The organism is Wohlfahrtiimonas chitiniclastica (assembly GCF_002252325.1).
Taxonomy (GTDB): Bacteria; Pseudomonadota; Gammaproteobacteria; order Cardiobacteriales; family Wohlfahrtiimonadaceae; genus Wohlfahrtiimonas; species Wohlfahrtiimonas chitiniclastica.
This window is the reverse complement of record NZ_NEFL01000001.1, coordinates 300,983-324,062: the sequence shown is the minus strand read 5'-3', so window position 1 is coordinate 324,062 and position 23,080 is coordinate 300,983. Positions and strand designations below refer to the sequence as shown.

General features: G+C 45.0%; 20 protein-coding genes. 8 read left to right on the top strand and 12 right to left on the bottom strand.

What is annotated here, in order from left to right; translation table 11 throughout:
* Window positions 1-63 precede the first annotated feature (63 nt).
* The 6 genes from B9T10_RS01525 to B9T10_RS01500 form a co-directional block, all read right to left on the bottom strand.
* Window positions 64-1,449 (bottom strand): SLC13 family permease, encoded by a 1,386-nt coding sequence (locus tag B9T10_RS01525; RefSeq protein WP_063503457.1) that lies wholly within the window; start codon window positions 1,447-1,449, stop codon window positions 64-66.
* Window positions 1,450-1,636: 187 nt separating this feature from the next.
* Window positions 1,637-2,641, bottom strand: coding sequence for a porphobilinogen synthase (gene hemB, locus B9T10_RS01520; RefSeq protein WP_094537625.1), 1,005 nt, complete (start codon window positions 2,639-2,641; stop codon window positions 1,637-1,639).
* Between the two features lie 9 nt (window positions 2,642-2,650).
* Entirely contained in the window at window positions 2,651-3,718 is a 1,068-nt protein-coding gene (gene aroC / locus B9T10_RS01515) for a chorismate synthase (protein WP_094537624.1), read from the bottom strand.
* Window positions 3,719-3,737: 19 nt separating this feature from the next.
* Complete coding sequence (locus B9T10_RS01510) at window positions 3,738-5,033, bottom strand: dicarboxylate/amino acid:cation symporter (protein ID WP_094537623.1); 1,296 nt, start codon at window positions 5,031-5,033, stop codon at window positions 3,738-3,740.
* A 68-nt stretch (window positions 5,034-5,101) separates the two neighbouring features.
* Window positions 5,102-6,334, bottom strand: coding sequence for an aspartate kinase (locus B9T10_RS01505; protein ID WP_008314522.1), 1,233 nt, complete (start codon window positions 6,332-6,334; stop codon window positions 5,102-5,104).
* A gap of 108 nt (window positions 6,335-6,442) precedes the next feature.
* The gene (locus B9T10_RS01500) at window positions 6,443-7,162 is read right to left on the bottom strand and encodes an SDR family NAD(P)-dependent oxidoreductase (RefSeq protein ID WP_063454886.1); all 720 of its coding nucleotides are present in this window, start codon (window positions 7,160-7,162) and stop codon (window positions 6,443-6,445) included.
* A 142-nt stretch (window positions 7,163-7,304) separates the two neighbouring features.
* Between B9T10_RS01500 and B9T10_RS01495 the strand changes: the two genes are divergently transcribed.
* Genes B9T10_RS01495 through B9T10_RS01470 form a run of 6 tightly spaced genes read left to right on the top strand, consistent with a single transcriptional unit; the run spans window position 7,305 to window position 11,938 of the window.
* Entirely contained in the window at window positions 7,305-7,739 is a 435-nt protein-coding gene (locus tag B9T10_RS01495) for an NUDIX hydrolase (protein ID WP_094537622.1), read from the top strand.
* 46 nt (window positions 7,740-7,785) lie between these two features.
* Entirely contained in the window at window positions 7,786-8,121 is a 336-nt protein-coding gene (gene erpA / locus B9T10_RS01490) for an iron-sulfur cluster insertion protein ErpA (protein ID WP_008314519.1), read from the top strand.
* A gap of 26 nt (window positions 8,122-8,147) precedes the next feature.
* Entirely contained in the window at window positions 8,148-9,068 is a 921-nt protein-coding gene (locus B9T10_RS01485) for an SPFH domain-containing protein (protein ID WP_008314518.1), read from the top strand.
* Window positions 9,069-9,076: 8 nt separating this feature from the next.
* Window positions 9,077-9,523, top strand: a complete 447-nt coding sequence (locus B9T10_RS01480) for an NfeD family protein (RefSeq protein ID WP_094493389.1) — start codon at window positions 9,077-9,079, stop codon at window positions 9,521-9,523.
* A complete protein-coding gene (locus tag B9T10_RS01475; protein ID WP_094537621.1) occupies window positions 9,520-10,584 on the top strand; it encodes a DUF2868 domain-containing protein in 1,065 nt (354 codons plus the stop codon). Before B9T10_RS01480 ends, B9T10_RS01475 begins: the two co-directional genes overlap by 4 nt.
* Window positions 10,571-11,938 (top strand): GTPase/DUF3482 domain-containing protein, encoded by a 1,368-nt coding sequence (locus tag B9T10_RS01470; protein WP_094537620.1) that lies wholly within the window; start codon window positions 10,571-10,573, stop codon window positions 11,936-11,938. The genes B9T10_RS01475 and B9T10_RS01470 overlap by 14 nt, the downstream gene beginning before the upstream one ends.
* Window positions 11,939-11,977: 39 nt before the next feature.
* On the opposite strand, the gene B9T10_RS01465 is transcribed toward B9T10_RS01470, so the two are convergent.
* Entirely contained in the window at window positions 11,978-13,426 is a 1,449-nt protein-coding gene (locus B9T10_RS01465; RefSeq protein WP_008314514.1) for an aminoacyl-histidine dipeptidase, read from the bottom strand.
* A 171-nt stretch (window positions 13,427-13,597) separates the two neighbouring features.
* Here B9T10_RS01465 and B9T10_RS01460 point away from each other — a divergent pair, with 171 nt between their 5' ends.
* Window positions 13,598-15,310, top strand: coding sequence for a coiled-coil domain-containing protein (locus B9T10_RS01460; protein ID WP_063454883.1), 1,713 nt, complete (start codon window positions 13,598-13,600; stop codon window positions 15,308-15,310).
* Between the two features lie 56 nt (window positions 15,311-15,366).
* Here the strand turns inward: B9T10_RS01460 and lptG are convergent, their stop codons facing one another.
* From lptG to tgt, 3 genes are read right to left on the bottom strand one after another with little or no spacing between them, the layout of a single operon-like run.
* Window positions 15,367-16,422 (bottom strand): LPS export ABC transporter permease LptG, encoded by a 1,056-nt coding sequence (gene lptG, locus B9T10_RS01455; RefSeq protein ID WP_063503447.1) that lies wholly within the window; start codon window positions 16,420-16,422, stop codon window positions 15,367-15,369.
* The gene (gene lptF / locus B9T10_RS01450; protein WP_008314511.1) at window positions 16,423-17,490 is read right to left on the bottom strand and encodes an LPS export ABC transporter permease LptF; all 1,068 of its coding nucleotides are present in this window, start codon (window positions 17,488-17,490) and stop codon (window positions 16,423-16,425) included.
* Complete coding sequence (gene tgt / locus B9T10_RS01445) at window positions 17,491-18,603, bottom strand: tRNA guanosine(34) transglycosylase Tgt (protein ID WP_018122213.1); 1,113 nt, start codon at window positions 18,601-18,603, stop codon at window positions 17,491-17,493. It lies immediately after the preceding gene.
* A 112-nt stretch (window positions 18,604-18,715) separates the two neighbouring features.
* Here tgt and B9T10_RS01440 point away from each other — a divergent pair, with 112 nt between their 5' ends.
* Window positions 18,716-19,147: a DNA polymerase III subunit chi gene (locus B9T10_RS01440; protein WP_094488618.1), complete on the top strand. Its 432-nt coding sequence runs from the start codon at window positions 18,716-18,718 to the stop codon at window positions 19,145-19,147.
* A 1-nt stretch (window position 19,148) separates the two neighbouring features.
* Here B9T10_RS01440 and smc read toward each other — a convergent pair whose 3' ends face one another.
* Window positions 19,149-22,517, bottom strand: a complete 3,369-nt coding sequence (gene smc, locus B9T10_RS01435) for a chromosome segregation protein SMC (RefSeq protein ID WP_246782134.1) — start codon at window positions 22,515-22,517, stop codon at window positions 19,149-19,151.
* Window positions 22,518-22,714: 197 nt separating this feature from the next.
* Window positions 22,715-23,053 (bottom strand): DUF4870 family protein, encoded by a 339-nt coding sequence (locus tag B9T10_RS01430; RefSeq protein ID WP_008314507.1) that lies wholly within the window; start codon window positions 23,051-23,053, stop codon window positions 22,715-22,717.
* Window positions 23,054-23,080 lie beyond the last annotated feature (27 nt).

The following is a 23,080-nucleotide window of genomic DNA, read 5'->3' as shown; positions in this document are numbered from 1 at the left end:
TTTCATCATGGATTGAAAACAAAAAAGGGAGCCAACGCTCCCTTTTTCTTGGCTTTAAATCATTTAGAGCAAAAAGAAATATGCCCACAAGCTGATCAACACCACACAGAAAATGTTGAGGATAAAACCAACGCTCACCATCTCTTTTTGTTTGATCAAACCTGTGCCAAACACAATGGCATTCGGCGGCGTTGCAACTGGCAACATAAAGGCACACGATGCACCAATACCGATCACTAAGACCAAGACTTCTTTGGGTAAACCCATTTGCGCGGCGATGCTCGCAAATACAGGCACCAAAAGCGCCGCAGAAGCGGTATTACTTGTAAACTCTGTCAGTGCAATGATGAACACCGTCACCACCACGATCACAATGAATGGATGGGCATGGACAAAGGTTGTCGCCACTTGTTGGCCAAGCACTAAAGAAGCACCCGAATCTTTAAGCATCGCGCTCAGTGTTAAACCACCACCAAATAGGAATAAAACGCCCCAATCTGTATTTTCAGACACTTGTTTCCAATTTGCTGAACCAAAGAGCACCACTGCCACCGCTGCCGCAATGGCAATCCAAGTATCTGGGCTACTGATGCCAAAAGTTGAGCCAATCCAACCGCCACAAATCCAAGCAATTGCCGTGATGATGAAGATTGCTAAAGTGATGACACGGGAGATTGTCCACGGAATTTCCACCGTTTCCACCACGATTTTACGGTTCAAACGTGGGCGCAATACGATGTACATTGCCAATAACATCAATGGCAATAAAACAATCGCCATAGGCAAACCATATTTCATCCACTCTGCAAAGTCTAAATCAAGCGCTTTAGAGGCAATGGCATTCGGCGGTGAACCCACCATCGTGCCTAAACCACCGATACTCGCAGAATACGCAATCCCAAGCAATATGAACACAAAGGTATTGCGATCTTGTTTTTGATCAAGCTGACTCATGATGCCAAGGGCAAGCGGTAGCATCATCGCAGCGGTTGCGGTGTTACTGATCCACATGGATAAAAATGCCGTCACACCAAAAATTGAGAGCGTTGCCACCCCTAAATGTGAGCCGGACATGGAGATCAACCAAAAAGCGATTTTCTTATCAATTTTTTGGACATGCAGTGCCGTTGCTAACGCAAAGCCGCCGAAGAATAAAAAGATGATGGGATCTGCAAACGTACTCAACGCTTTTTTAGTATCTAAGCCCGGCAAGCCTGTTGCCACGCCTAAAATCGGAATGAGTAATGCAGTGATCGAGATATGAATGGCTTCTGTAAACCACAAAATGGCCACAAAGAGTAAAATGGCTAAGCCTTTATTGGCATTGGTATCGTAAGGTAAAATCTCATATAAAACGAATGATAATACAGCTGCAATGGCGGTAATGATAACGCCTTTCAAAACTTTTGGTGATGAAACCGATGGCTCAGTCACCTGTGAATCCGACATGCTTTCCTCCAATCTTCCAGTCTAGTCATTGCTCGAAAAAACGAGCATTATAGTAATACAATCGACTACATTACAATATTAAATCGATAAATAAAACCTTCATGATTTGACGCACAATAAAAAACCCTTTGAGAACAAAGCACTCAAAGGGTTTTTCACACTATTTTCTTACTACATTTTATAAAAATTAACGGCTCAAGCTGTCAATTTCACCCTCACGCAACCACTGCGCGATCTGCTTGGTGTAGTAGCTGACGATCACATCCGCGCCCGCGCGTTTAAAACCGATCATGGTTTCTTTCACGATGGCTTTTTCATCTAATGCGCCTGCCATTGATGCAAATTTAATCGCCGCATATTCACCGCCGACTTGATACACCGCCACAGGTAAATTCGTTTGCTGACGAAGACGCGCCACTAAATCTAAATACGGCGTGCCAGGTTTGACCATTAAAATGTCCGCACCTTCTGCCTCATCAAGTTCCGCTTCAATCATCGCTGTACGGCCATTGGCATAATCAGCCTGATATTCATTGCGGTTACCGGATAATTCAGAGTTCACCGCTTCTCTAAACGGACCATAAAATGCTGAGGCAAATTTAATGGCGTGCGCTAAAATGCCCACATGCTCATAACCTGCTGCATCTAAGGCTTCACGCATGGCTGCAATTTGACCATCCATCATCGCTGATGGTGCAAGCATGTCTGCGCCTGCTTTCGCCGCTGCCACCGCTTGGCGTGCAATATTTTCGATGGTTTCATCATTTTTCACATGGCCATGCTCACACAATACGCCACAGTGACCATGATCAGTGTATTCACAAAAACAGATGTCCGGAATGATCACCATCTCAGGCGCTGCTTCACGGATTGTGCGGATCATGCGCACCAATAAACCTTCATCTTTCCATGTGTCGCTACCGATGGCATCTTTATGATGAGAGATCCCAAATGGCATGATGTATTTAATGCCAAGGTCGGCCAATTCTTTGACTTCTTTGGCTAAATCCGTCTCAGGATAACGATACACACCCGGTAATGTCTTCAATTGAACAGCTTCCGTTAGCCCCTCTTCAATGAAGATTGGATGAATCAAATCATTGAGTGAAAAAAAGTTCTCCTGCACCATTTGACGAATCGCAGTGCTTCTGCGCAAACGACGTGGACGATACAATGGATGAGCCGTTGTCATGTTTATCTCCTAAATTTTCTGATTTTGCCCACGGTGGCGCAGCGCTGCATCAAGGAGCGTCATGGCCATCATGGCTTCTGCGATGGGCGTTGCACGAATGCCAACGCAAGGATCATGGCGACCTTTGGTCACCACAGTGACATCCTCACCGTGTTGGTTAATGCTGCGCCCTTCTAAACGTAAACTCGATGTGGGTTTTAAGGCAATGCGTGCCACAATGGGCTGCCCCGATGAAATCCCACCTAAAATCCCACCGGCATGATTGCTTAAAAAGCCACCGGTGCTGGTCATTTCATCTCTAAATTCTGTGCCAAGGGCTTCGATGCAATCAAAGCCATCGCCAATTTCTACGCCTTTCACGGCATTGATGCTCATGAGTGAATGCGCCAACTCCGCATCTAAGCGATCAAACACAGGCTCGCCCAATCCAACGGGCACGCCTTCTGCAATCACAGTCACAGCCGCACCCACAGAATTGCCAGATTTACGAAGGTTATCCATATAGGTTGCTAACGCCGGAATGTCCGCTTCACAAGGCCAAAAGAATGGATTGTTCTCGATCACGGTGGCATCAAAGCTTGAAGGACGATTTGGCCCTAATTGTGACAAATAGCCATAAATTTTCACGCCAAATTGTGCCGCCAAAACTTTTTTAGCAATGGCACCTGCCGCGACACGCACGGCTGTTTCACGCGCGCTTGAGCGACCGCCACCGCGATAATCACGGATGCCATATTTATGATAATACGTATAATCGGCATGACCTGGGCGAAATTGCTCGGCAATGTTGCCATAATCTTTTGAGCGCTGATCTGTGTTGCGAATCAACAATGCAATCGCGGTGCCTGTTGTTTTCCCTTCAAACACCCCAGAGATGATTTCCACCACATCATCTTCCCTGCGTTGCGTGGTGTGGCGTGATGTGCCGGGTTTACGGCGATCTAAATCCACCTGCAAATCCGCCTCTGTTAATGGAATGTTTGGCGGACAACCATCAACGATGGCCACCAATCCTGCGCCATGGCTTTCCCCAGCCGTGGTCACTGTGAATAATTTACCAATACTATTGCCTGACATATCAACCTTATCATTTAATTTATTTAGACATTATAGCGCTACTTTTATGCGCTAACCAATGCTTACCTTCCACAATTCGTGTGATCAGCATTGCACACACATTATTGCCCGTTGAATTCAGTAGCGTTGCGGGAATATCGATGATGATGCTGATCACCAAAATCAATCCCACATATTCAACCGGCACACCAAAAATCGTACAGATGAACACTTCAGCCGTCAGCCCGCCACTTGGGATCGCGCCAATGACAATGCCCACCACCATTGCCACTAAAATCACTGCCACAAACATGCCAAATGATTGAAAGGGAATGCTCACAAGCGTGAGTAAAAAGAGGATTTTAAATACGCCGCCCATCACAGAGCCATCCTTATGGGTGTTTGCCCCAAGAGGAATGATGGTGTCCGCTATGTCGCTTGGCACTTGCATCTTTTGTACAGCCATTAAATTGACCGGAATGCATGCGGCGCTTGAAGTCGTCGCAACAGCAGTCAAGGCAGGCGTTAAGGCATTTTGCCAAAATACGCGAACACCCAATCGCCCCGCTGCTAACCATGCATACAGCGTATTTAAACCAAAAAATGCCACCACCGTTAAAATAAGATACAGCACCAAGACATTCGCATATGCGCCCACGATCTGAGGACCAAGATCGCCCACAATATCCGCAAAATAACAGCCTAAGCCAATGGGCGCTGCATACATAATGATTTTGACCAAATTGAGCATCACCGACATGCCAGATTCAAAAAAGCGCGCCAAAGGTTGCCCCTTTTCCCCGCTCATCATCACAGCGCTGCCCAATAATAAGGAGAAAATGATCAATGCCAATAGATTATTGCGGCGAAACAACTCCAGAAAATCACCTGCCGAGAGGGTTTTAATGAGCATCTCAGAGATCGGGATTTCAGTGATGTTAATGGTTTGTCCATGACTGACCAACAAAGCGTTGAGATCATAGCCCGCAAGTGGCTGATACCAGACAAAACCAAAATAACTGATGATGGCGATGACAAATGCCGTCACTAAAAAGACCCATAAGCCTGCCCATAAAATGCGCTTTAGGCGTGCTGTTTGCGCCGTTTTCGTGATGGCAGAGGTGATGCTAAAAAACACAAGCGGCACAATGGTGACAAACATCATGTTTAAAAAAATCTGCCCAATCGGTGCAAATGAACGCGAAGAAATGTGCCACACGTCACCAAACATTGACCATTGAATGCCCTGCTGCCCGAGCAACGCACCCACTGCGCCACCGATCACAATGCCCAATAAAATGGTGAAAGAGCCAAGATAATTTTTCAACGAAAACATACGCCACCCATTGAAAAAAAGCACACTTTAATCCTCATCAAAGTGTGCTTTTTATGATTACAAAATACTTAGTGACTCAAATGCAAAGAGAACTCTTCATGCAACACACGCACGGCAAGCTCTGCATATTTACTTTCAATGATCACAGACACTTTGATCTCAGAGGTTGAGATCATGTGAATGTTGATCTTCTCTTTTGCCAATGCATGGAACATACGACTGGCCACGCCACTGTTTGTGCGCATGCCAACACCGACAACAGACAATTTTGCAATGTCTGTGCGCCCTAACACCTCTTTTGCACCCATGTCATTGGCAACATTTTGCGTGATGAGCAATGCGCGATCATAATCAGGCGCATTGACAGTAAACGTAAAATCTGTGGTTTCATCTTGGCTAATGTTTTGGACAATCATGTCCACATCGATGTTTTCTTTGCCCACAGCATCTAAGATATTGAAGGCAATACCCGGACGATCCGGTACCCCAAGCACAGTAATTTGTGTTTCGTCACGGTTTAATGCAATGCCAGTAATGATTTCAGATTCCACGTAATGTTCCTTTTCTTCAAACGTAATTAAAGTGCCTTCCCCTGGTTCATCCATCAAAGATGATAATACACGCAGAGGAACATTGTATTTGCCCGCTAACTCTACTGAGCGAATTTGTAAAACTTTAGAGCCTAAGCTTGCAAGCTCAAGCATCTCTTCAAATGTGATGGTGTCTAATTTGCGTGCTTTTTTTTCGATTCTAGGATCGGTTGTATAAACGCCATCGACATCCGTATAAATTTGGCACTCATCGGCCTTAAATTGTGCAGCTAAAGCAACGGCTGTGGTGTCTGAACCGCCACGGCCAAGTGTTGTAATTTCGCCACCTGCGGTCACACCTTGGAAACCGGCCACCACAACCACATAGCCGTCTTCGAGATCTTTACGCACTTTGTCTTCTTGTACACGCTCAATCTTCGCTTTGGTGTGCACATCATTGGTGATGATGCCCACTTGCGCGCCTGTATAAGATTTTGCTTTGATGCCCATTGAATTTAACATCATGCTCAATAAAGCAACGGTCACTTGCTCACCGGTGGAGAGCAACACATCCATCTCGCGTTGATTAGGAAACTGATCAATGTCCTTAGCTAAATTGAGTAAGCGATCTGTCTCACCGGACATCGCCGATAAAACGATTATGAGATCATCCCCCTGCATTTTGAACTTTTTGATTTTATTAGCAACATTTCGAATTCTATCAAGGTTTGCGACGGATGACCCACCAAATTTTTGCACTAATAAACTCATAAGATCTCTACTCTAATTAATTTTGAAAAATGACTGATGCACTGCGTTTGACACAAAATGCAGAGCTTTAGCAACATAGCAATTACATTAGACAAATTCAAATACTTTTTAATCTCGTACATCTGCAGTTGCCACAGCGCCCATTTTTTCTGAGCGCAGATGGCTGATCAAAGCTTTTGCAGTCTCTGTGGGCGTGCTTAATTTAGCGTCTGTTTTATAATCGATAAAGCGCTTGAGGTTTGGAAACAGTTCAGGCGTACTGCTGCGGATCACCGCTTGCATGTCTGTATCAATCACGCCTGGGGCAATCGACACAACTTTGACAGGATTGTCTTTAGTTTGCTGCTCTGTAAACAGCACGCGCGTAAAATGATCCACCGCAGCTTTTGTGGCGCAATAAGCCGCCCAACCTTCATACGCTTTATGGGCAGCGCCCGAGGAGACGTTCATCACACATTTTTCACCACTGAATGATTCCGTCAATGCCACAAAAGCATTCGTCAAAGCCATCACTGCTCCAACATTGAGCAACAAGGCATGACTGATTTGTGTGGCATCCATTTTACCCACCACACCAATGGGCTCTACTGTGCCAGCATTATTGATGAGCGTAACGCGCGTTGCAGCCGCTAGCTTTGGGGATAACCATTGCGTCATCACATCAACACCCGCCGTTAAATCTGTTAAATCCACCGTGATTAAATTGGGTAAAGCCCTTGGATTGGTGCGTGCTAAACGCAACACTGTGTGCCCTTCTCGCTCTAATTGTGTGGCCAATGCATCGCCAATGCCTTTAGATGCGCCGGTGACAATGTATAATTCGCTCATGGTAATCTCCGTCAAAAGATTGACTATAGCCAATCTATCAGCCGCTGACAAATGATTGACCACCATTCCATCTTGCAGTTCCCTATGAATATCCCCATCATGATCACTCCTTTCCCATCCATTATTGAATGAAATTGAAATCATGACTGATCGCAAACCCAACTATTTTTACATCGCCGCTGCCATGGTGATTGATCATAAGGATCGCTTGCTCCTCGTGCGTAAACGCAATACTGAAAAATTCATGCTCCCCGGCGGAAAAATTGATGGCACAGAATCGCCCATTGAAGCATTGATGCGCGAATTGCAAGAGGAGATTGATTTAACCATCACGCCCGATGATGCCCACTTTCTACAAACTTATGATGCCAAAGCTGCCAATGAGCCGGATCATCGCATTGAGTCCAATCTTTTTCGCATTACTTTGCCTGAAGGCATCACCATCACACCACAAGCAGAAATTGAAGAGATTGTTTGGCTCAATGCCACTGATTATCCTACCCTTAATTTTGCCCCGCTCGTGGTGGAGCGCATTTTACCGCTCTGGCAAGAACATATTCGTGGGAAACAGGTGTAATCAGTGGCGTTTTCTCATATAATGGTGAAATTTACAGGAGGTCGTTATGTCAGATACAGGAATTAATTTTACAGATGCCGCAGCCCTCAAAGTGAAATCTTTGATCGATGATGAAGCAAACCCGAACTTAATGTTGCGTGTTTACATTCAAGGTGGCGGTTGCTCTGGTTTTCAGTACGGTTTTACCTTTGCTGAAGAAGTGGAAGCAGGTGACATGGAAGTGGTCAATCAAGGTGTGACTTTATTGATCGATCCATTGAGCTATCAATATTTAGTGGGCGCGGACATTGATTATGTGCAAAACCTACAAGGCGAGCAATTTGTGATTCGTAATCCAAATGCCACCACAACATGCGGCTGCGGAAACTCATTCAGTGCATAATTCACAACAATAATAAAGGAGCATTCATGACCGGTTTATCCACCGTAATTTTACTGATCATCATCGCAGCGGTTGTGGTGTTGTATCTTGGCGTGAAAATCATTCCCCAAGGTCAGCAAGCCACCGTTGAGCGTTTTGGGCGTTATTCTCACACGCTTCACCCAGGCATTAACTTAATTGTGCCTGTGTTTGATCGCATCGGTAAACGCATTAATATGATGGAACAAGTCATGGATGTCCCTTCTCAAGAGGTCATCACGCGCGACAATGCCATGGTGCGCGTTGATGGCGTCGTCTTCTTTCAGATCAATGATGCTGCGCAAGCTGCCTATCAGGTCAATAACTTAACCTTATCCATCATTAACCTCATCATGACGAACATTCGTACAGTGATGGGCTCGATGGATTTAGATGAATTGCTCTCTAAACGCGATGAAATCAACGCGCGTTTACTAGATGTCGTGGATCATGCCACAGCGCCTTGGGGCGTTAAGGTGACACGCATCGAAATCAAAGACATTGCCCCACCGCGCGATTTAGTGGATGCCATGGCAAGACAAATGAAGGCAGAACGTGAAAAGCGTGCCGCCATTTTAGAAGCCGAAGGCCTGCGCCAAGCGGAAATTCTCAAAGCAGAAGGTGAAAAACAAAGCGTCATTTTAGATGCAGAAGCCAAAAAAATGGCTGCTTTCATGGAAGCGGAAGCCCGTGAACGCTTAGCACAAGCCGAAGCGCGCGCCACAGCCATTGTCTCTAAAGCCATTCAAGAAGGTGACACACAAGCCATCAATTACTTTGTGGCACAAAAATATGTGGAAGCCTTTGGGAAAATCGCGGACAGCGACAATAGTAAGATCATCATGATGCCGATGGAATCAAGCAGCATTGTGGGTTCTTTAGGCGGCATTGCAGAATTGGTGAAATCTGCCACACAAACCAAACCTTAGGAGTGAATGTGGCAGCGATCTTAGTCAATTGGTTCACCATGGGGCTTGTGCTCATCATTTTAGAGATGATTTTGCCGGGCATTTTCCTGATGTGGTTTGGCGTCAGCGCTTTGATTGTGGGCATCATTACCCTCATCATTCCGATGGCAATGAACACAGAACTCATTTTATTTGCCGTGATTTCTGTGCTCTCTGTCTTAGCAGTGCTGTATCTGATGCGTAAACATGTGCCAGACTCTAAAACGACTGTCACAGCACATCTTAATCAAGTGCGTGGCGCTGAATTGATTGGTCAAACCTTCACCTTACCAAGCGATTGCGATGGACAAGGCAAACTCCCCATTGGTGATACTGTTTGGTTAATCCGTGGGCCAAGTGCACCTGCCAATGCTCGCATTCGCATTACTGGCATTGAAAACAATACCTTGACTTATCAGATTGCTGACGACTTATGAAAATGCACCTCGAACCCCATTTACACACCGTAATGCGCCATTGGCGCATTCTCTTTGTGCTGTGGATCGTGCTGACCATTTTAAGCACATTATTTGGCTCAAGCTCCCTCATTGCTTCCCCCATTCATCCCCTTTACTTTGTATTGGTGATGCTGCTGCCTTCCACGTTGTTTTTAATTTTTTCACTCATCACAGCCCATTCGCTGTTTGCAGAGCTCTTTTTACAGCTGAAAAACCTCATCTTTAAGCAGGATCATGCGCCAAATCTCAGCACGCCATTACCCGTGCGCTATATTGCTCAACTCATCTCAAATGCAACGTGGCTCACCATTTTAATCACGACGTTGCTCGTGCTCTTTTTTAAGTTCACCTTTCAGCACTTTGATTTTTACTTAGGCAATACCTTTACAGAGAGCCAAAGCACCACGGATCACCTTGTCCATTATCTCAATTGGTTGCCAAGTCAGCTTGGGCTCATTGAGTTTGATGATGCCATCATTCAGGCAAGCTTTCAAAGTGGTAAACTTGCCGATGAAGTGCGCTCGATGTGGGCAAAATGGATCATCGTGATGATCTTGATGTATGGCATTGTGCCGCGCCTTCTTGTGTTCATCTATTATGTGATTCGCGCACTGCGCCATCGAAAATCCGCAACTGTTGCCGTCAGTGATGCAGTGATTGAAGATGCCGCAAAAGAAAAGCCTTTGGTGATCCGAGCGCCTAAAGCACCCGTTATTGGTGATGGTCATTATCGAGTCGCACTCGACATCACAGAGCAAACAACTTTGCCCGATGACGTGGTGCGCTTAAATGACATCGAAACCTTCCAACAATTTGAAAGTGCACGCAAAGTTGAGCCCGCTCAGTGGATTGAAATCATGATTGATGGTAATTTAATGCCAGATCGTGGGATTTTGCGCCGCTTGATTCGCCTGATGAATCAAGCCGAAAAAGCCACCATTCATGTCTTGACGGATGATCCCCATCAAACACAAATGTGGCAACACCATTTATCCTCCATCATTGTTGACGGCGAGGCAGCTGATTATGAAATCAAATGACATTACGATTGCCATCGTAGGACACACCAATACCGGTAAAACCTCTTTAGTGCGTGCACTCACAAAGCAGCGCCACTTTGGCGAGGTGAAAAATGCCCCTGCCACCACCATTGATGTGACAAAAATCACGCTCGAAACGCCAGATTTTGCCTTCCATTTTGTGGATACACCTGGGCTTGAAGATGCCATGGGTATTTTGGAGTTGATGCCGCAAAAATCCCTCAATGCTTCGCGCGTTGAAGAGAAAGACGCCCTCCTTCAACTCATGGACAACCCGCAGTATCAGCAAGATTTTGACCAAGAATTTAAAGTCCTCAAACAGATGCTCAAAAGTGACATGGCATTTTATGTCATCGATGTGCGCCAACCCTTTTTGCCGCGCTATCACTATGAGATCATGCTGCTCCTGAAAACGCACATCCCTTTGCTGCCGATTTTAAATTTTACGCAAAATGCACGCTACATCGAGGATTGGAAAAATGAGCTCAAAGCCAATGGACTGCATCATTATTTAGAGTTTGATACGATTTTATTGCCGAAAAAGCAGCGCTTATATGAGCAAATTGCCATCATGTTTCCGGATCGCTATCATAACATTCAATCCTTCATTCAGGTGCAAAACACCTTAGATCAAATGCGCAAAGATAGAGCATTGATGCTATTGGCAGAATTCTATTTTGATCTGATGACCATTAAAATCAAAGCCAACACCCAAAAACTTGACATCGATGAGATCAATGAGCGCATCACCACAGAAACGAAAGTATTAGAATCCATCTTCATTGATCAGCTTTTAGAACTTTATCAATTCAGCAGAAATGACATTCAGCACATCATGCTGACCACAGAAGCGAGCGCGACCACGCAAGATTTACTCTCCGCTGAAGAGCTTGGGCAATTTTCCATTCAATTCACCAAAGGGGCAGCTGCGGGCGCTGGCATCATGGCAAGCGTTGATTTAATCAGCGGCTTTACCACCCTTGGCATTGCCTCGGCAACGGGTGCTGTGGTGGGCGGCGTGTTCAACTCCATTTGGAATTATGGGGAGCGCCTTTGGGACAAATTTCAAGACATTGAATACTTTTTCATTGATCAACCCACCGCCGTTAAATTGATGCTGAATCTTTTATACATCATCGAGCGCCTCAATGATCGCTCCCATGCCGAGCTTGACCCAATTGTGATCGACATGCAGCAATCAACGCCTGCACGCATTCATGATTTTATGAAAGCCACAGAATATGTCCGCGCTTACAGCGAATTGCATCAAAAACGCGATGGTAAAAAAGATAAACTCTTGAAAAAAATTGTCACAGAGATTCAAGACTGTTTTATGGCACATAAAAAAAGCTGATGAATCATCAGCTTTTTTCTTCAATGCCTAAAGATTCACTTAATCTTTCAAGGCTTTTAACAATGATTTGGTCAATTCATACACTTCTGCCACATCCGGAATGAACACTTGTTCATCGGGTGAATGTGCACCTGTGATGGTTGGGCCAAAACTCACCATCTCAATTTCCGGATAAACACGGCCAATTAAACCGGTTTCTAAGCCCGCATGAATCACTTCCACACGAATGGGTTGGCCATGTTTTTCTTCGTAGATTTTTTGCACCAAATGCAATGGTTTTGAATCTAAGTTTGGCGTCCAAGCTGGATACTCATTTTTCGCTTGCCAGAAGTAACCGGCCAATTCACCCAAATTACGGGTTTTAATTTTAAGATGCTCTGCCCCTTCAGGTGTTAAAAAACGCCCCAATAAGCCCACATTTAAACCTGTTCTTTCCTCAATGGAAACCGTACCAATGTTACAACTTGTTTCCACCACTGGCAGTTCAGCTGAGCGTTTTAATACGCCTTGTGGCAACAAGGTTAAAAAGGACAATACATGATGAGAATCTTGTGAGGATAAAGAAGGCGCCGCCGCTGCTTTTTCATGCAATAACGTCACGCCTTCATCAATGGCATGTAAACGCTGTGTTAAGTGAGTTTGCCACTCGGTTAAATGCTGCACAAGATGATCTGTATGGGTTTCATCATATGCAAAAATCGCCGTGGCTTCACGCGTTAAGGCATTGCGAAGCGTACCGCCCACAAAGGAGACCAAGCGAATGGGCATGGTGTGGGACAATGCGCTTAAACACTCTGCTAAGAGATTGTTTGCGCTTTCGCGCCCTTTATGAATGTCCGCACCAGAATGCCCACCGCGTAAACCTTTTAAGGTCACTTTCATAAAGTGGCCATATGTGGCGTCATCATAATCTAATGGTGCACTGTAAGTGATGTCCACACCGCCAGCGCAGCCCACCACACATTTACCGATTTTTTCACTGTCTAGATTGATGAGGTATTTGCCTTGTAACCAATTAGGCTGCAATGCACGAACGCCGCCCATGCCGGCTTCTTCATCCACTGTTAAGAAGATTTCAAGCGGACCATGCTCAGCTTCAGGATCATCTAAAATTGCCATCCCCATGGCAACGCCGACGCCATTGTCTGCCCCAAGCGTTGTGCCACGTGCGCGCACCCAATCACCTTCGATGTACATATCAATCGGATCATTGTCAAAATCATGCTCTGTGCCATCATTCTTTTGGCACACCATATCGGTATGACCTTGAATGATCACAGGTGGTGCATTTTCATAACCGGGCGTTGCGGGTTTACGGATGATTAAATTGCCAATGGCATCTTGTAGAACTTCTAAGCCTCGTTGTTCGGCTTGTGCTTTAAAATGTGCTTGAATGCGATCTTCTTTTTTAGATGGGCGCGGGATTTGGTTCATCTCATAAAAATGTTTCCAAACCAATGCGGGCGATAATTTTAAAATGTCTGACATAGAAGTCCTTTATCTCTCTATTGTATACATTGAGCCTCAATCATAATGAATAATGTCACCTTTCTCAAGGCGCAGCCTAAATGGATCACTCAATCAATCAGTTGCGATTAATGATACAATGATACACTCAATATTGATTTACATTTGATTCACACTTTTATGGAGAAGCTTATGTCTTTAACGATGAAACTTCGGCATCACCTATTATGGATTTTACTCGCGCTGAGCATGATCCTATGGCCTTCGCATGCAGTGGAGGCAGAAACCACACAAAACACCCCAAATGCACAAGCGGCACCGAGTGACAGCATTACGGATCAATTGGCCACCATTGTCAATGACATGAAGGAGCTTCAGGACAAGAAGACGGCACTCACCAAAGAGATCAAAGCCGAACGTGATGATGCGCACAAGCAAGAGCTCGAAGAAAGCTTAACGCGTACAAATACGCAGCTTAAAGAGTACACCGCCTTGTTTGAAAAAATCGCCCTCGGTGGCATTGACACCTCGCGCTTTGATACGCCTGCTAAACAAGCCATCCAACAGGTGGATGATTATGATTGGCAAAAAGAGCTCGTACAGATTGCCCAACCCGTCTTTGCCGAGATGAAAAAAATCACCGATGCCCCACGCAAACGCGATGTATTGCGCTTAGAGCAAAAAGAGATCGATGAGCGATTATCCATGTTAGATAAAGGTTTGGCCACCTTTGCCCAAATCAATTTAGCAGAGTTGCCAGAGACGGCACAAAAAAATCTCAAAGACATCGAAGCCGGTTGGCAAAACCTACATAAAGAGCTCGAGCGTGAACGCAAACTTGTGGTGATTAAACTCGATGAGTTGACCACCAAAGAAGGCTTTACCACTCGCTTATATAAAGGCGCTTGGTCCTTTATGACGGGGCGCGGTTTATTGCTGCTCATCACCATTGCCACATTGTCTGGCTTAATGTACCTCTTTAACCGCTTTTTGGTCTTCATTGAAAAACGCGAGAAAAATAACATTTCCATCCAATGGCGCGTGTTTATTCTTTTGTATCAAATCATCACCACATTGGTGGCGGTCTTGGTGACCTTGATGATCCTTTACTCATCAGGTGACATGGTGCTCTTTGGGATCGCGATTTTAATCATCCTTGCCTTCTTAGTCACTTCGCGCAATTCCATTCCCAAATACTTCACCAAAACGCGCATTTTCTTAAACATTGGGCAAGCCCGTGAAGGCGAACGCGTGATTTATAATGACCTCCCTTGGAAGATCAGCCGCATCAACCTTTACACCGTTTATTTAACCAATCCATTGTTGGAAAATGGTACCGTGCGCTTGACGATTGATCATCTCAACAATATGATCTCCCGCCCTGTGAAAATGGATGAAACCTGGTTCCCCACCGTCGTTGGTGATGTGATCTATTTAAATGGCACGCAATACAAAGTGATGCGCCAAACGCCTGAATATGTTTACTTAACCTCAAGTGGCACAGAGATCATCTATCCTTCTAAAGATTTCATTAAGGATAAGGTGCTCAATGTTTCTTATGGTTATTACATCTCAACGGAATTGAGCTTAAATTATGCCGCCATTAATGGTGACATTGATGCCGTGATCACCACTTTACAAGAGGCTTTAAACGCGCGCATTCAAGCAGAAAATCCAGATGCCCACAAAGCCATCAAATCCTTAACGATTGACTTTAACCGCATTGATGAGCAAAACAATGCCGTGTTCTTAATTGCCTTTAGCATGGGATCATTTGCCACTGATTATCGTGGTTCGATCATCCGTTTAGCACAGCGCTGCGCCGTGAAAACAGCCCAAGAGCACAATTGGTCTCTCAAAACCATTCGTACATTCAGTATCGATGAGAGCAAACCTTCTCAATAAGTCATATCGACGAATTAAAAAAGCCGAGGACACTCGGCTTTTTTAATGACTGCTATCTACCTCGATGCCACAAACTTAAAGAGCAAAAAGGCAATGAGCAATGCAATGGCGATGGGTAAAATCGCGCCTATAATGGGCGGATAGCCAAAAATTAAAATGGAGTGGCTCAGAATTCTTGAAGCTAAATAGATGATTAAACCAATCATGATCCCCAAGAAAATGCGCACACCTAAACCGCCTTGGCGATTTTGAGAGAACACCAAAGGTGCCACCACAATCAGCATCACAAAGTTCATAAGCGGGCTAAAGACCTTTGTCCAAAAAGCTAAGCGATACTCAGAGCTGTCGAGCCCATTGCCATCTAAATAGCGAATGAAGCGATTTAAGTTGCGGATGGATAAATTCTCAGGCTTTGCGGACAATGCCTCTAAAATGCGCTGATCAATCAGGTTCGGAAACGTCACAGCCTGCTCGACAGTGCGCACAATGCGCGATTGTTCAATCGTGGTTGTGGTGACATCATTCATGATCCAATCTTTACGATTGAGCGTCGCGCTTGGCGCATGCACCACGTTTTTGATGGTTTGCCCGTCAATGTCAAACATGGTGATGTTTTTAAGCTCATCATTATGCAGCGCTGCCACATTTAAAATCTCTTGGTTCGAGATCGCCCAAAAGCCATCGCGCACAATGTCTTTACCACTTTGATTGTTTTGATAAATCTCCGCTTCGACGGAACTTTCAGGAATCACCTTTTCGCTTAAAAAGAGCGACAATACACTCATCAACACAACCGTGATGATCGCACCATACAAAATGCGAAACTTACTCATGCCTGCCGCACGCATAATGGTGAGCTCATTGGTCGAGGCCAATTGCCCTAAACCAATTAAAGCACCAAGCAATAAACCCATCGGAATCATGCGATTGACGCGCATCGGTAAATCATACAACAAATAGAGCAACACATTGGTCAAGCTAAAATCCGCTTGCCCCACGTCCGACAACTCATTTAAAAAGGTGAAAAACGTCTCAATGATGGACAACAGCACAAGACTGCCGATCACCGTCATTAAAGTCGTCCAGAGAATATAACGATCCACTTTAATCATTTATGCCAACCTTTTACTGTATCGATACGCAATCACAAGTGCCACAATCAACATCACCCCATGCACCCACCACATGCCAAGCCAGCTTGGCGTCACGCCCTTACGCACCCAGTTTTGAGCCACATTGAGCAAATTAAAATAGACCACATAGATGAAAATGGCGGACAATAATTTACCAAATCGCCCTTGACGCGGATTAGAGTGCGCGAGTGCAGGAATCATGATGGCTAAAATCAAAACGCTGATGGCAGAGGCAAAGCGGCGATTGAATTCTGAGTTAAAATCCGTGCGATTGAGATTGTCCACAATCTCGCGCGTGGAATAGGTGGCCAATTTTGGAAAAACGGGCTGCGTTGAGCTGTCTAAACGCAAGGTAATTTCTTGATAATCGAGCACATCAATGCCGCCATTTTTCAAAAAGCTGTAACGTTTACCGTTTTCTAACACCAAAAAGCGCACGCCGGTTTCACGATCCACAATTTGATGCCCTGTTTTTGCCAATGTGATGGTATAAGCGCCTTCACCTTCTAAAGTTTTGATGAAAACATCTTTAATCTCTTGCTGATTTTCTGAGATCTCACGCACATACACAATGTTTTTACCACGCGATAGCTCTCTAAACGTCCCAGCTTTCACCACGGTTAATTGTGCCTCTTCCCTAGCTTGCTGCTGAATGGCAAAGTGCTTTTGTGAAAAGTACGGAATCACCCAAAAATTGAGGAGCAACAAAATGATGCTAAAAGGCACCGCCAATTGAAACAACACGCGATATAGATTCGTCAGCGGCATGCCAAGGGCAAACATTGCCGTCATCTCTGAATCTTTATACAAGCGCCCAAACGCCACAATCGATGCCAATAAAAAGCTCAAAGGCACCAGCTCCGCCACAAAGCGCAGAATCTGAATGCCGATCATGGAGAAGATCACATTTGCAGAGATTCCGCCATTCATCACCTCATTGAGCATCAGCGCTAAACGCTGCACCAACAAAATGGCGAGCAACACAATCAACGTGGCACTCAACGTCAAGAGAATTTCCCTTGAAATGTAATGGCGGAGAATTTTCATTTAAGCTTCCTTACCGATGGTTTGACGATCAGAGTAGAATTGGCGTTTAAATTCTTGGAATTTACCCGCTTCAATGCTGTCACGAATCTCTTGCATCAATTGCAAATAGTAATGAATGTTATGGATGCTGTTTAAATGCGCGCCCAATAATTCTTTGGTTTTGTCTAAATGACGCAAATAACTGCGGGAGAAGTTCTGACAGGTGTAACACGTACAGCTTGGGTCCACAGGATTGGTGTCAAATTGATATTTTTGGTTACGAATGCGCACATCGCCATAACGGGTAAAGAGATGACCATTGCGTGCATTGCGCGTTGGCATGACGCAGTCAAACATGTCAATGCCGCGCTCAACGCCTTCGATCAAATCTTCAGGTTTACCGACGCCCATTAAATAACGGGGTTTATCATCGCGCATTTGTGGCGTTAAGTGCTCTAAAATACGATGACGCTCATCCATCGGCTCGCCAACGGCTAAACCGCCAACAGCATAACCATGGAAATCAATCTCTAACAATGCTTCTAACGAACGGGTGCGCAAATCTTCATGCATGCCGCCTTGAATGATGCCAAACAACGCATTCGGATTGCCTTCAAAGGCATCTTTTGAGCGTTTTGCCCAACGCATTGACATTTCCATGGATTTACGTGCTGTTTCATAATCTGCCGGATATGGCGTACATTCATCAAATGCCATCACGATGTCAGAACCTAAGCGACGCTGAATTTCCATCGATGTTTCAGGATCTAGGAAACATTTTTTACCATCAAACGGTGAGCGGAACGTCACGCCTTCTTCTGTGATTTTACGAAGTTCTGCCAATGAAAAGACCTGAAAGCCGCCAGAATCGGTCAAAATGGGTTTATCCCAACGCATAAAATCATGCAAATCGCCATGGGCATTGATCACATCTAACCCCGGGCGCAACCATAAATGGAAGGTGTTGCCTAAGATGATTTGCGCATTGGCATCTAATAAGTTATTTGGCGTCAAACCCTTAACAGTTGCGATGGTGCCCACAGGCATAAAGATCGGCGTTTCAATCACGCCACGTTCGAATGTTAATCGACCACGACGGGCGCCGCCGTCGGTAGACAATAATGAAAATTCCATGAAGTCAGTGTTCTCTAATACGGGAAATATAAACGGTGAATTTTAACCTTTAATCCTGATTTTTTCAGAAAAACTTCATACAATGCTTTTATTTTTGCGGACTTTAACCCTTATGCCGAATGTTTCCTTCTACATTTTAAGTAGCGATCAGTTCAAAGATTATGTCAAAGTGATCACAAAATTGGCCGTCAAAGCCTTTGAGGCTGAGCATCAAGTGCTCATCTATAGCCAAGATGCAGAGATTTTAAAGCCTGTGGATGATCATCTTTGGTCGTTCGACAGCGAGCGCTTTGTGCCCCATGTTTGGGTGTCAAGCGATGATGAGATTGACGAGAGCGATCCTGTGATTTTAGCGAGCTTTGAGCCCGCTTATGTGCGTAAAGATCTGCTCATACAAGTGGCGGATCAAGTGCCAGACAATTTTGCACAATACCAACGCATCATTGAAGTGATGTACCAAACGCCTGAATATTTAGCCAAAGGCCGCGAGCGCTTTCGCTTCTATCGCAGCCAAGGCATTGAACCCACCACCATTAAGCTATAAATCACTCAGCCATCTTTTCTGCTTCTGCCAAATCCACAGAAACCAAACGCGACACGCCCGGCTCACTCATTGTCACACCAATGAGTGATTCTGCCACAGACATCGTGGTTTTATTGTGCGTGATGAAAATGAACTGTACGCGATCACTCATCTCTTTCAGCAATGCCCCTAAACGGCGCACATTCGCCTCATCAAGGGGCGCATCCACTTCATCTAAAATACAAAATGGCGCAGGATTTAAGTTAAAGATGGCAAACACCAAAGCCGCGGCCGTCAATGCCTTTTCGCCGCCAGACAATAAATGAATGGTACCGGGCTTTTTCCCCGGTGGGCGCGCAATGATGTTCACGCCGCTTGACAATGCATCCTCACCTTTGAGCTCTAAATAGGCTTCACCACCACCAAATAAACGCGGGAAGAGTTTAGAGAAATCCTGATTGACGGCATTAAAGGTGCTCATAAAGCGCTCACGCGTCTCTTGATCAATTTTATGGATCGCGATCTCTAACTCTGACAATGCGGCATTCAGATCTTGATCCTGCTCATCTAAATACTGCTTACGCTGTGCAAGTTGCTGACACTCTTCGATCGCCACAAGGTTCACTGCACCAAGGCGGCTCAATTTTTGCTGTACGGATTTAAGCATCGGCTCAACATCCGCATCTTCAAGCGCCGCAATCTCATCGGTCATCGCGTGTTGCTCATCAATGCTCACGGTTTCTAATAGATCTTGCCAATCTTTCTCAATATGCGCTTGATGGGCTTTAAACTCCGCCTCACGCACCATTAAGGATTGAATCACCTCTTTTTGGCTTTCGATGTGCTTCTCTTGCGCAGCTTTGAGCGTTTCTTCTTGCTCAATCGCCGTTTGTAGCGCCGCAACTTCCGCCGCAAGTTCAGTTTTTTCCGTGTCCACGGTGATTAAATTGTCTGAATGAATCAACAAAGATTCTTCAAGCAAAATCAGCTCATCACTGTCGACTTCGCACTCGGTTTTTTCCTGCAATTTTTGTTGCAATTCACTGTGTGTTTTCACTAAGCGCGCTAAGTTTTTTTCCGTCTCTTTTAACTGAAAACGCGTGTTGTCCAATTGCCTTGTGGCGTCATTGACCGCTTGCTGCATATTTTGCGCTTCGGCTTGCTTGGCTTTTTGTTCTGCTTCATACGCGGACAACTCAGCATCATTTGCGGCTTTTTTAAGCTGTGTTTCCTCTAACGTCATCAATAAGCTTTCAAGCGTGATGCGGTTTTCTTCAATTTCAAGCTGCCCGGCTTCATGGGCTTCTTTCAGTGCGGCCAACTCAGAGGCAATGCGCGCTTGATTCTCCGCAACATGCATGTGCTCTTTATTCAACAGTGCCCACGATTTTTCAATCGCCGCTTGCTCTGTTTTTGCGCTTTCCAACGCACTGCTGATCTCTTTAGCATGGCTGTGTACGGCACTCTCTTGCGCAATCAATGCTTGCTTGTCTGATTCTAACTGCATGATCAATTGATTTAAATCCTGTAAACGACGCTCAAGCTCATTCATCTCTTCGGCGCGCTCTAACACACCATCAATTACGCCATCGATGTGTGCAATGAACCAATCGACACCATAAAGATCACCATTGGGCATCACGATCCATTCATGCATCTTTAAATCTGCTTTCAGTAGCGCTAAATCCAACTCATTGCGCGCCACATACACATGGGACAACAAAGCACCTAACTGTTTATCACTTTGAATGTAATGCCCTAAATGCTGTTCTGTAAACGTACACTCTGTGGCTGCGAGTGCATAACCTTCCGGATTTTCAAGCGTGGATAAAGTTAAATAGCGGGCTAAAACCACTTCCGCCGCTTTTTGCCATTCAGGGGCAATCGTTAAGGATTCAAACAGTGGTGCTTGCCCCTCTTTTTGTGCCAGCACAGCATTTTGCAGCAATGTGAGCGCACTGAGGCGACCTTCATATTCTGATTGCGTGCGCACGCTTTGATGGATGCGTGCTTCCACGTCACGACGTGCTTCACTCACGGTTTGTCCTTGTGCCTCTGCATCTGATAAGGATTGCTGCAAGGTTTCTACAGATAAAGCCTTCTCTTCCATCGCCGCTTGTAACTCAATCAGCTGATCACTGTGGCCATCTTCCGCCTCTAATGCTGACAACTCTAACTGCAATTTGGCAATGCGCGCTTCGCCATGGATCTGTTGGGTTTCAAAATGGGTGATGCTATTTTTGGCAACATCTGCCTCACGTTCTAATTGGCGCACCTCTTCATTGAGGGTTTTCGCTGCCTGCAAAAATGCATCAAACGTCCCATTGAGGGATTCTAAATGCTCGGTGAGTTCAAAGAGTGAATCGGTCATCACCATTAATGCATCACTCTCTTCGCCTTCTGTTTCAGTTAAGGTTTCAAGAGCGATTTGTAATTCTGTAATCTCAGCGTCGACTTGCACTAACGATGCATTCAATGCCGCTTGATCTTCATGAGTGCGCACTTGTGATGTTTTAATGGCTGCAATTTTATGCTCAAGCGTCAAAATCTCACGCTGCTCAGCATGGAATGTCTCTGTGGCCACAGATAACGCACCGTTCTTTTCCGTCAATGCTGCTTTATTGGCATTGTGTTTAAGGATGAGTTCATTATAAAAACTCACCGCTTGATGAAATTCTGCCTCTAATGCCTCTAAACGCGCCGTTAAATCCGCTTGTTCTGCGCTGATCTCTGCTTTTTGTTGTTTTAAGGCAATGTATTGCAATAAGCGCTCTTCACGTTTTAACACTTGGTAGGTTTCAGCTTTTTTCGCTTGCTTTTCCAAATGGGTAAGCTGCGTGCTGAGCTCTTCGCGCACATCTAATAAGCGCAATAAATTTTGGCGCGTGTGTTCAATACGGATTTCCGTTTCACGTTTTTGTTCTTTATATTTTGAAACGCCGGCGGCTTCTTCAAACACCAAACGCAATTCATCGGGTTTTGATTCCACAATGCGTGAAATCATCCCTTGCTCAATGATGGCATACGAACGCGCACCTAAACCTGTGCCTAAGAAAATATCGGTGATGTCTTTACGGCGGCATTTTGCACCATTTAAGTAATACGTACTTTGACCGGTGCGCTCTAAAATACGCTTAATGCTGATCTCGCCAAAGGCTGCCCATTGCCCGCCAATTCGCCCATCAGTATTGTCAAACACCAACTCAATGCTTGCAAAACTTGAGGCTTTACGACTTGTAGCACCACTGAAAATCACATCCGTCATCGCTTCGCCGCGCAACTGCTTTGCGGAAGATTCCCCCATCACCCAGCGAATGGCATCAATGATGTTTGACTTCCCACAACCATTCGGGCCCACAATGCCATTTAAGCGGTGTGTTAAATCAAACACCGTATGATCTACAAACGATTTAAAACCAGAGAGTTTAACTTTACTTAGATACACAACAAAAATGCCCGATGTTTATGATTAAAGGCGGACATTATCTAGTCTTAGAAAGATGAATGCAAGATGTGATTGAATGGAAAGGGACAATAAAAAAACCTGAAATCCCAAGGTTTCAGGTTCATTGAAAAGAAAGAATGTATTTATGCTAAAAACCACTTGTAGGGATCAATGTTCTCATTGTGGTTAAATTGCACAAAGCCATAAATCACACGAAATGCAAACCAGATCGAGACACAAAAGAGCACCAAATACCCCACAAAAATCAGCGTGAGAATGAGCCCTGCGATCCACAACACAAAGCTTGCAAGGCTTGTGCGAATCAAATAGAGCATGTGATTGTAATAAATCGTGCCGCGCATCTCATTGCGCTTAACAAAGGCAAGGATAATGGCAATCACCGCCACAGGTGGCATCACAATACTGATCAAAAACAGCACATACACCACCAACGACATTTTTTTAGCATCTGTTATGTTCATGGTTTGCTCCTTATTTTATGATTAATG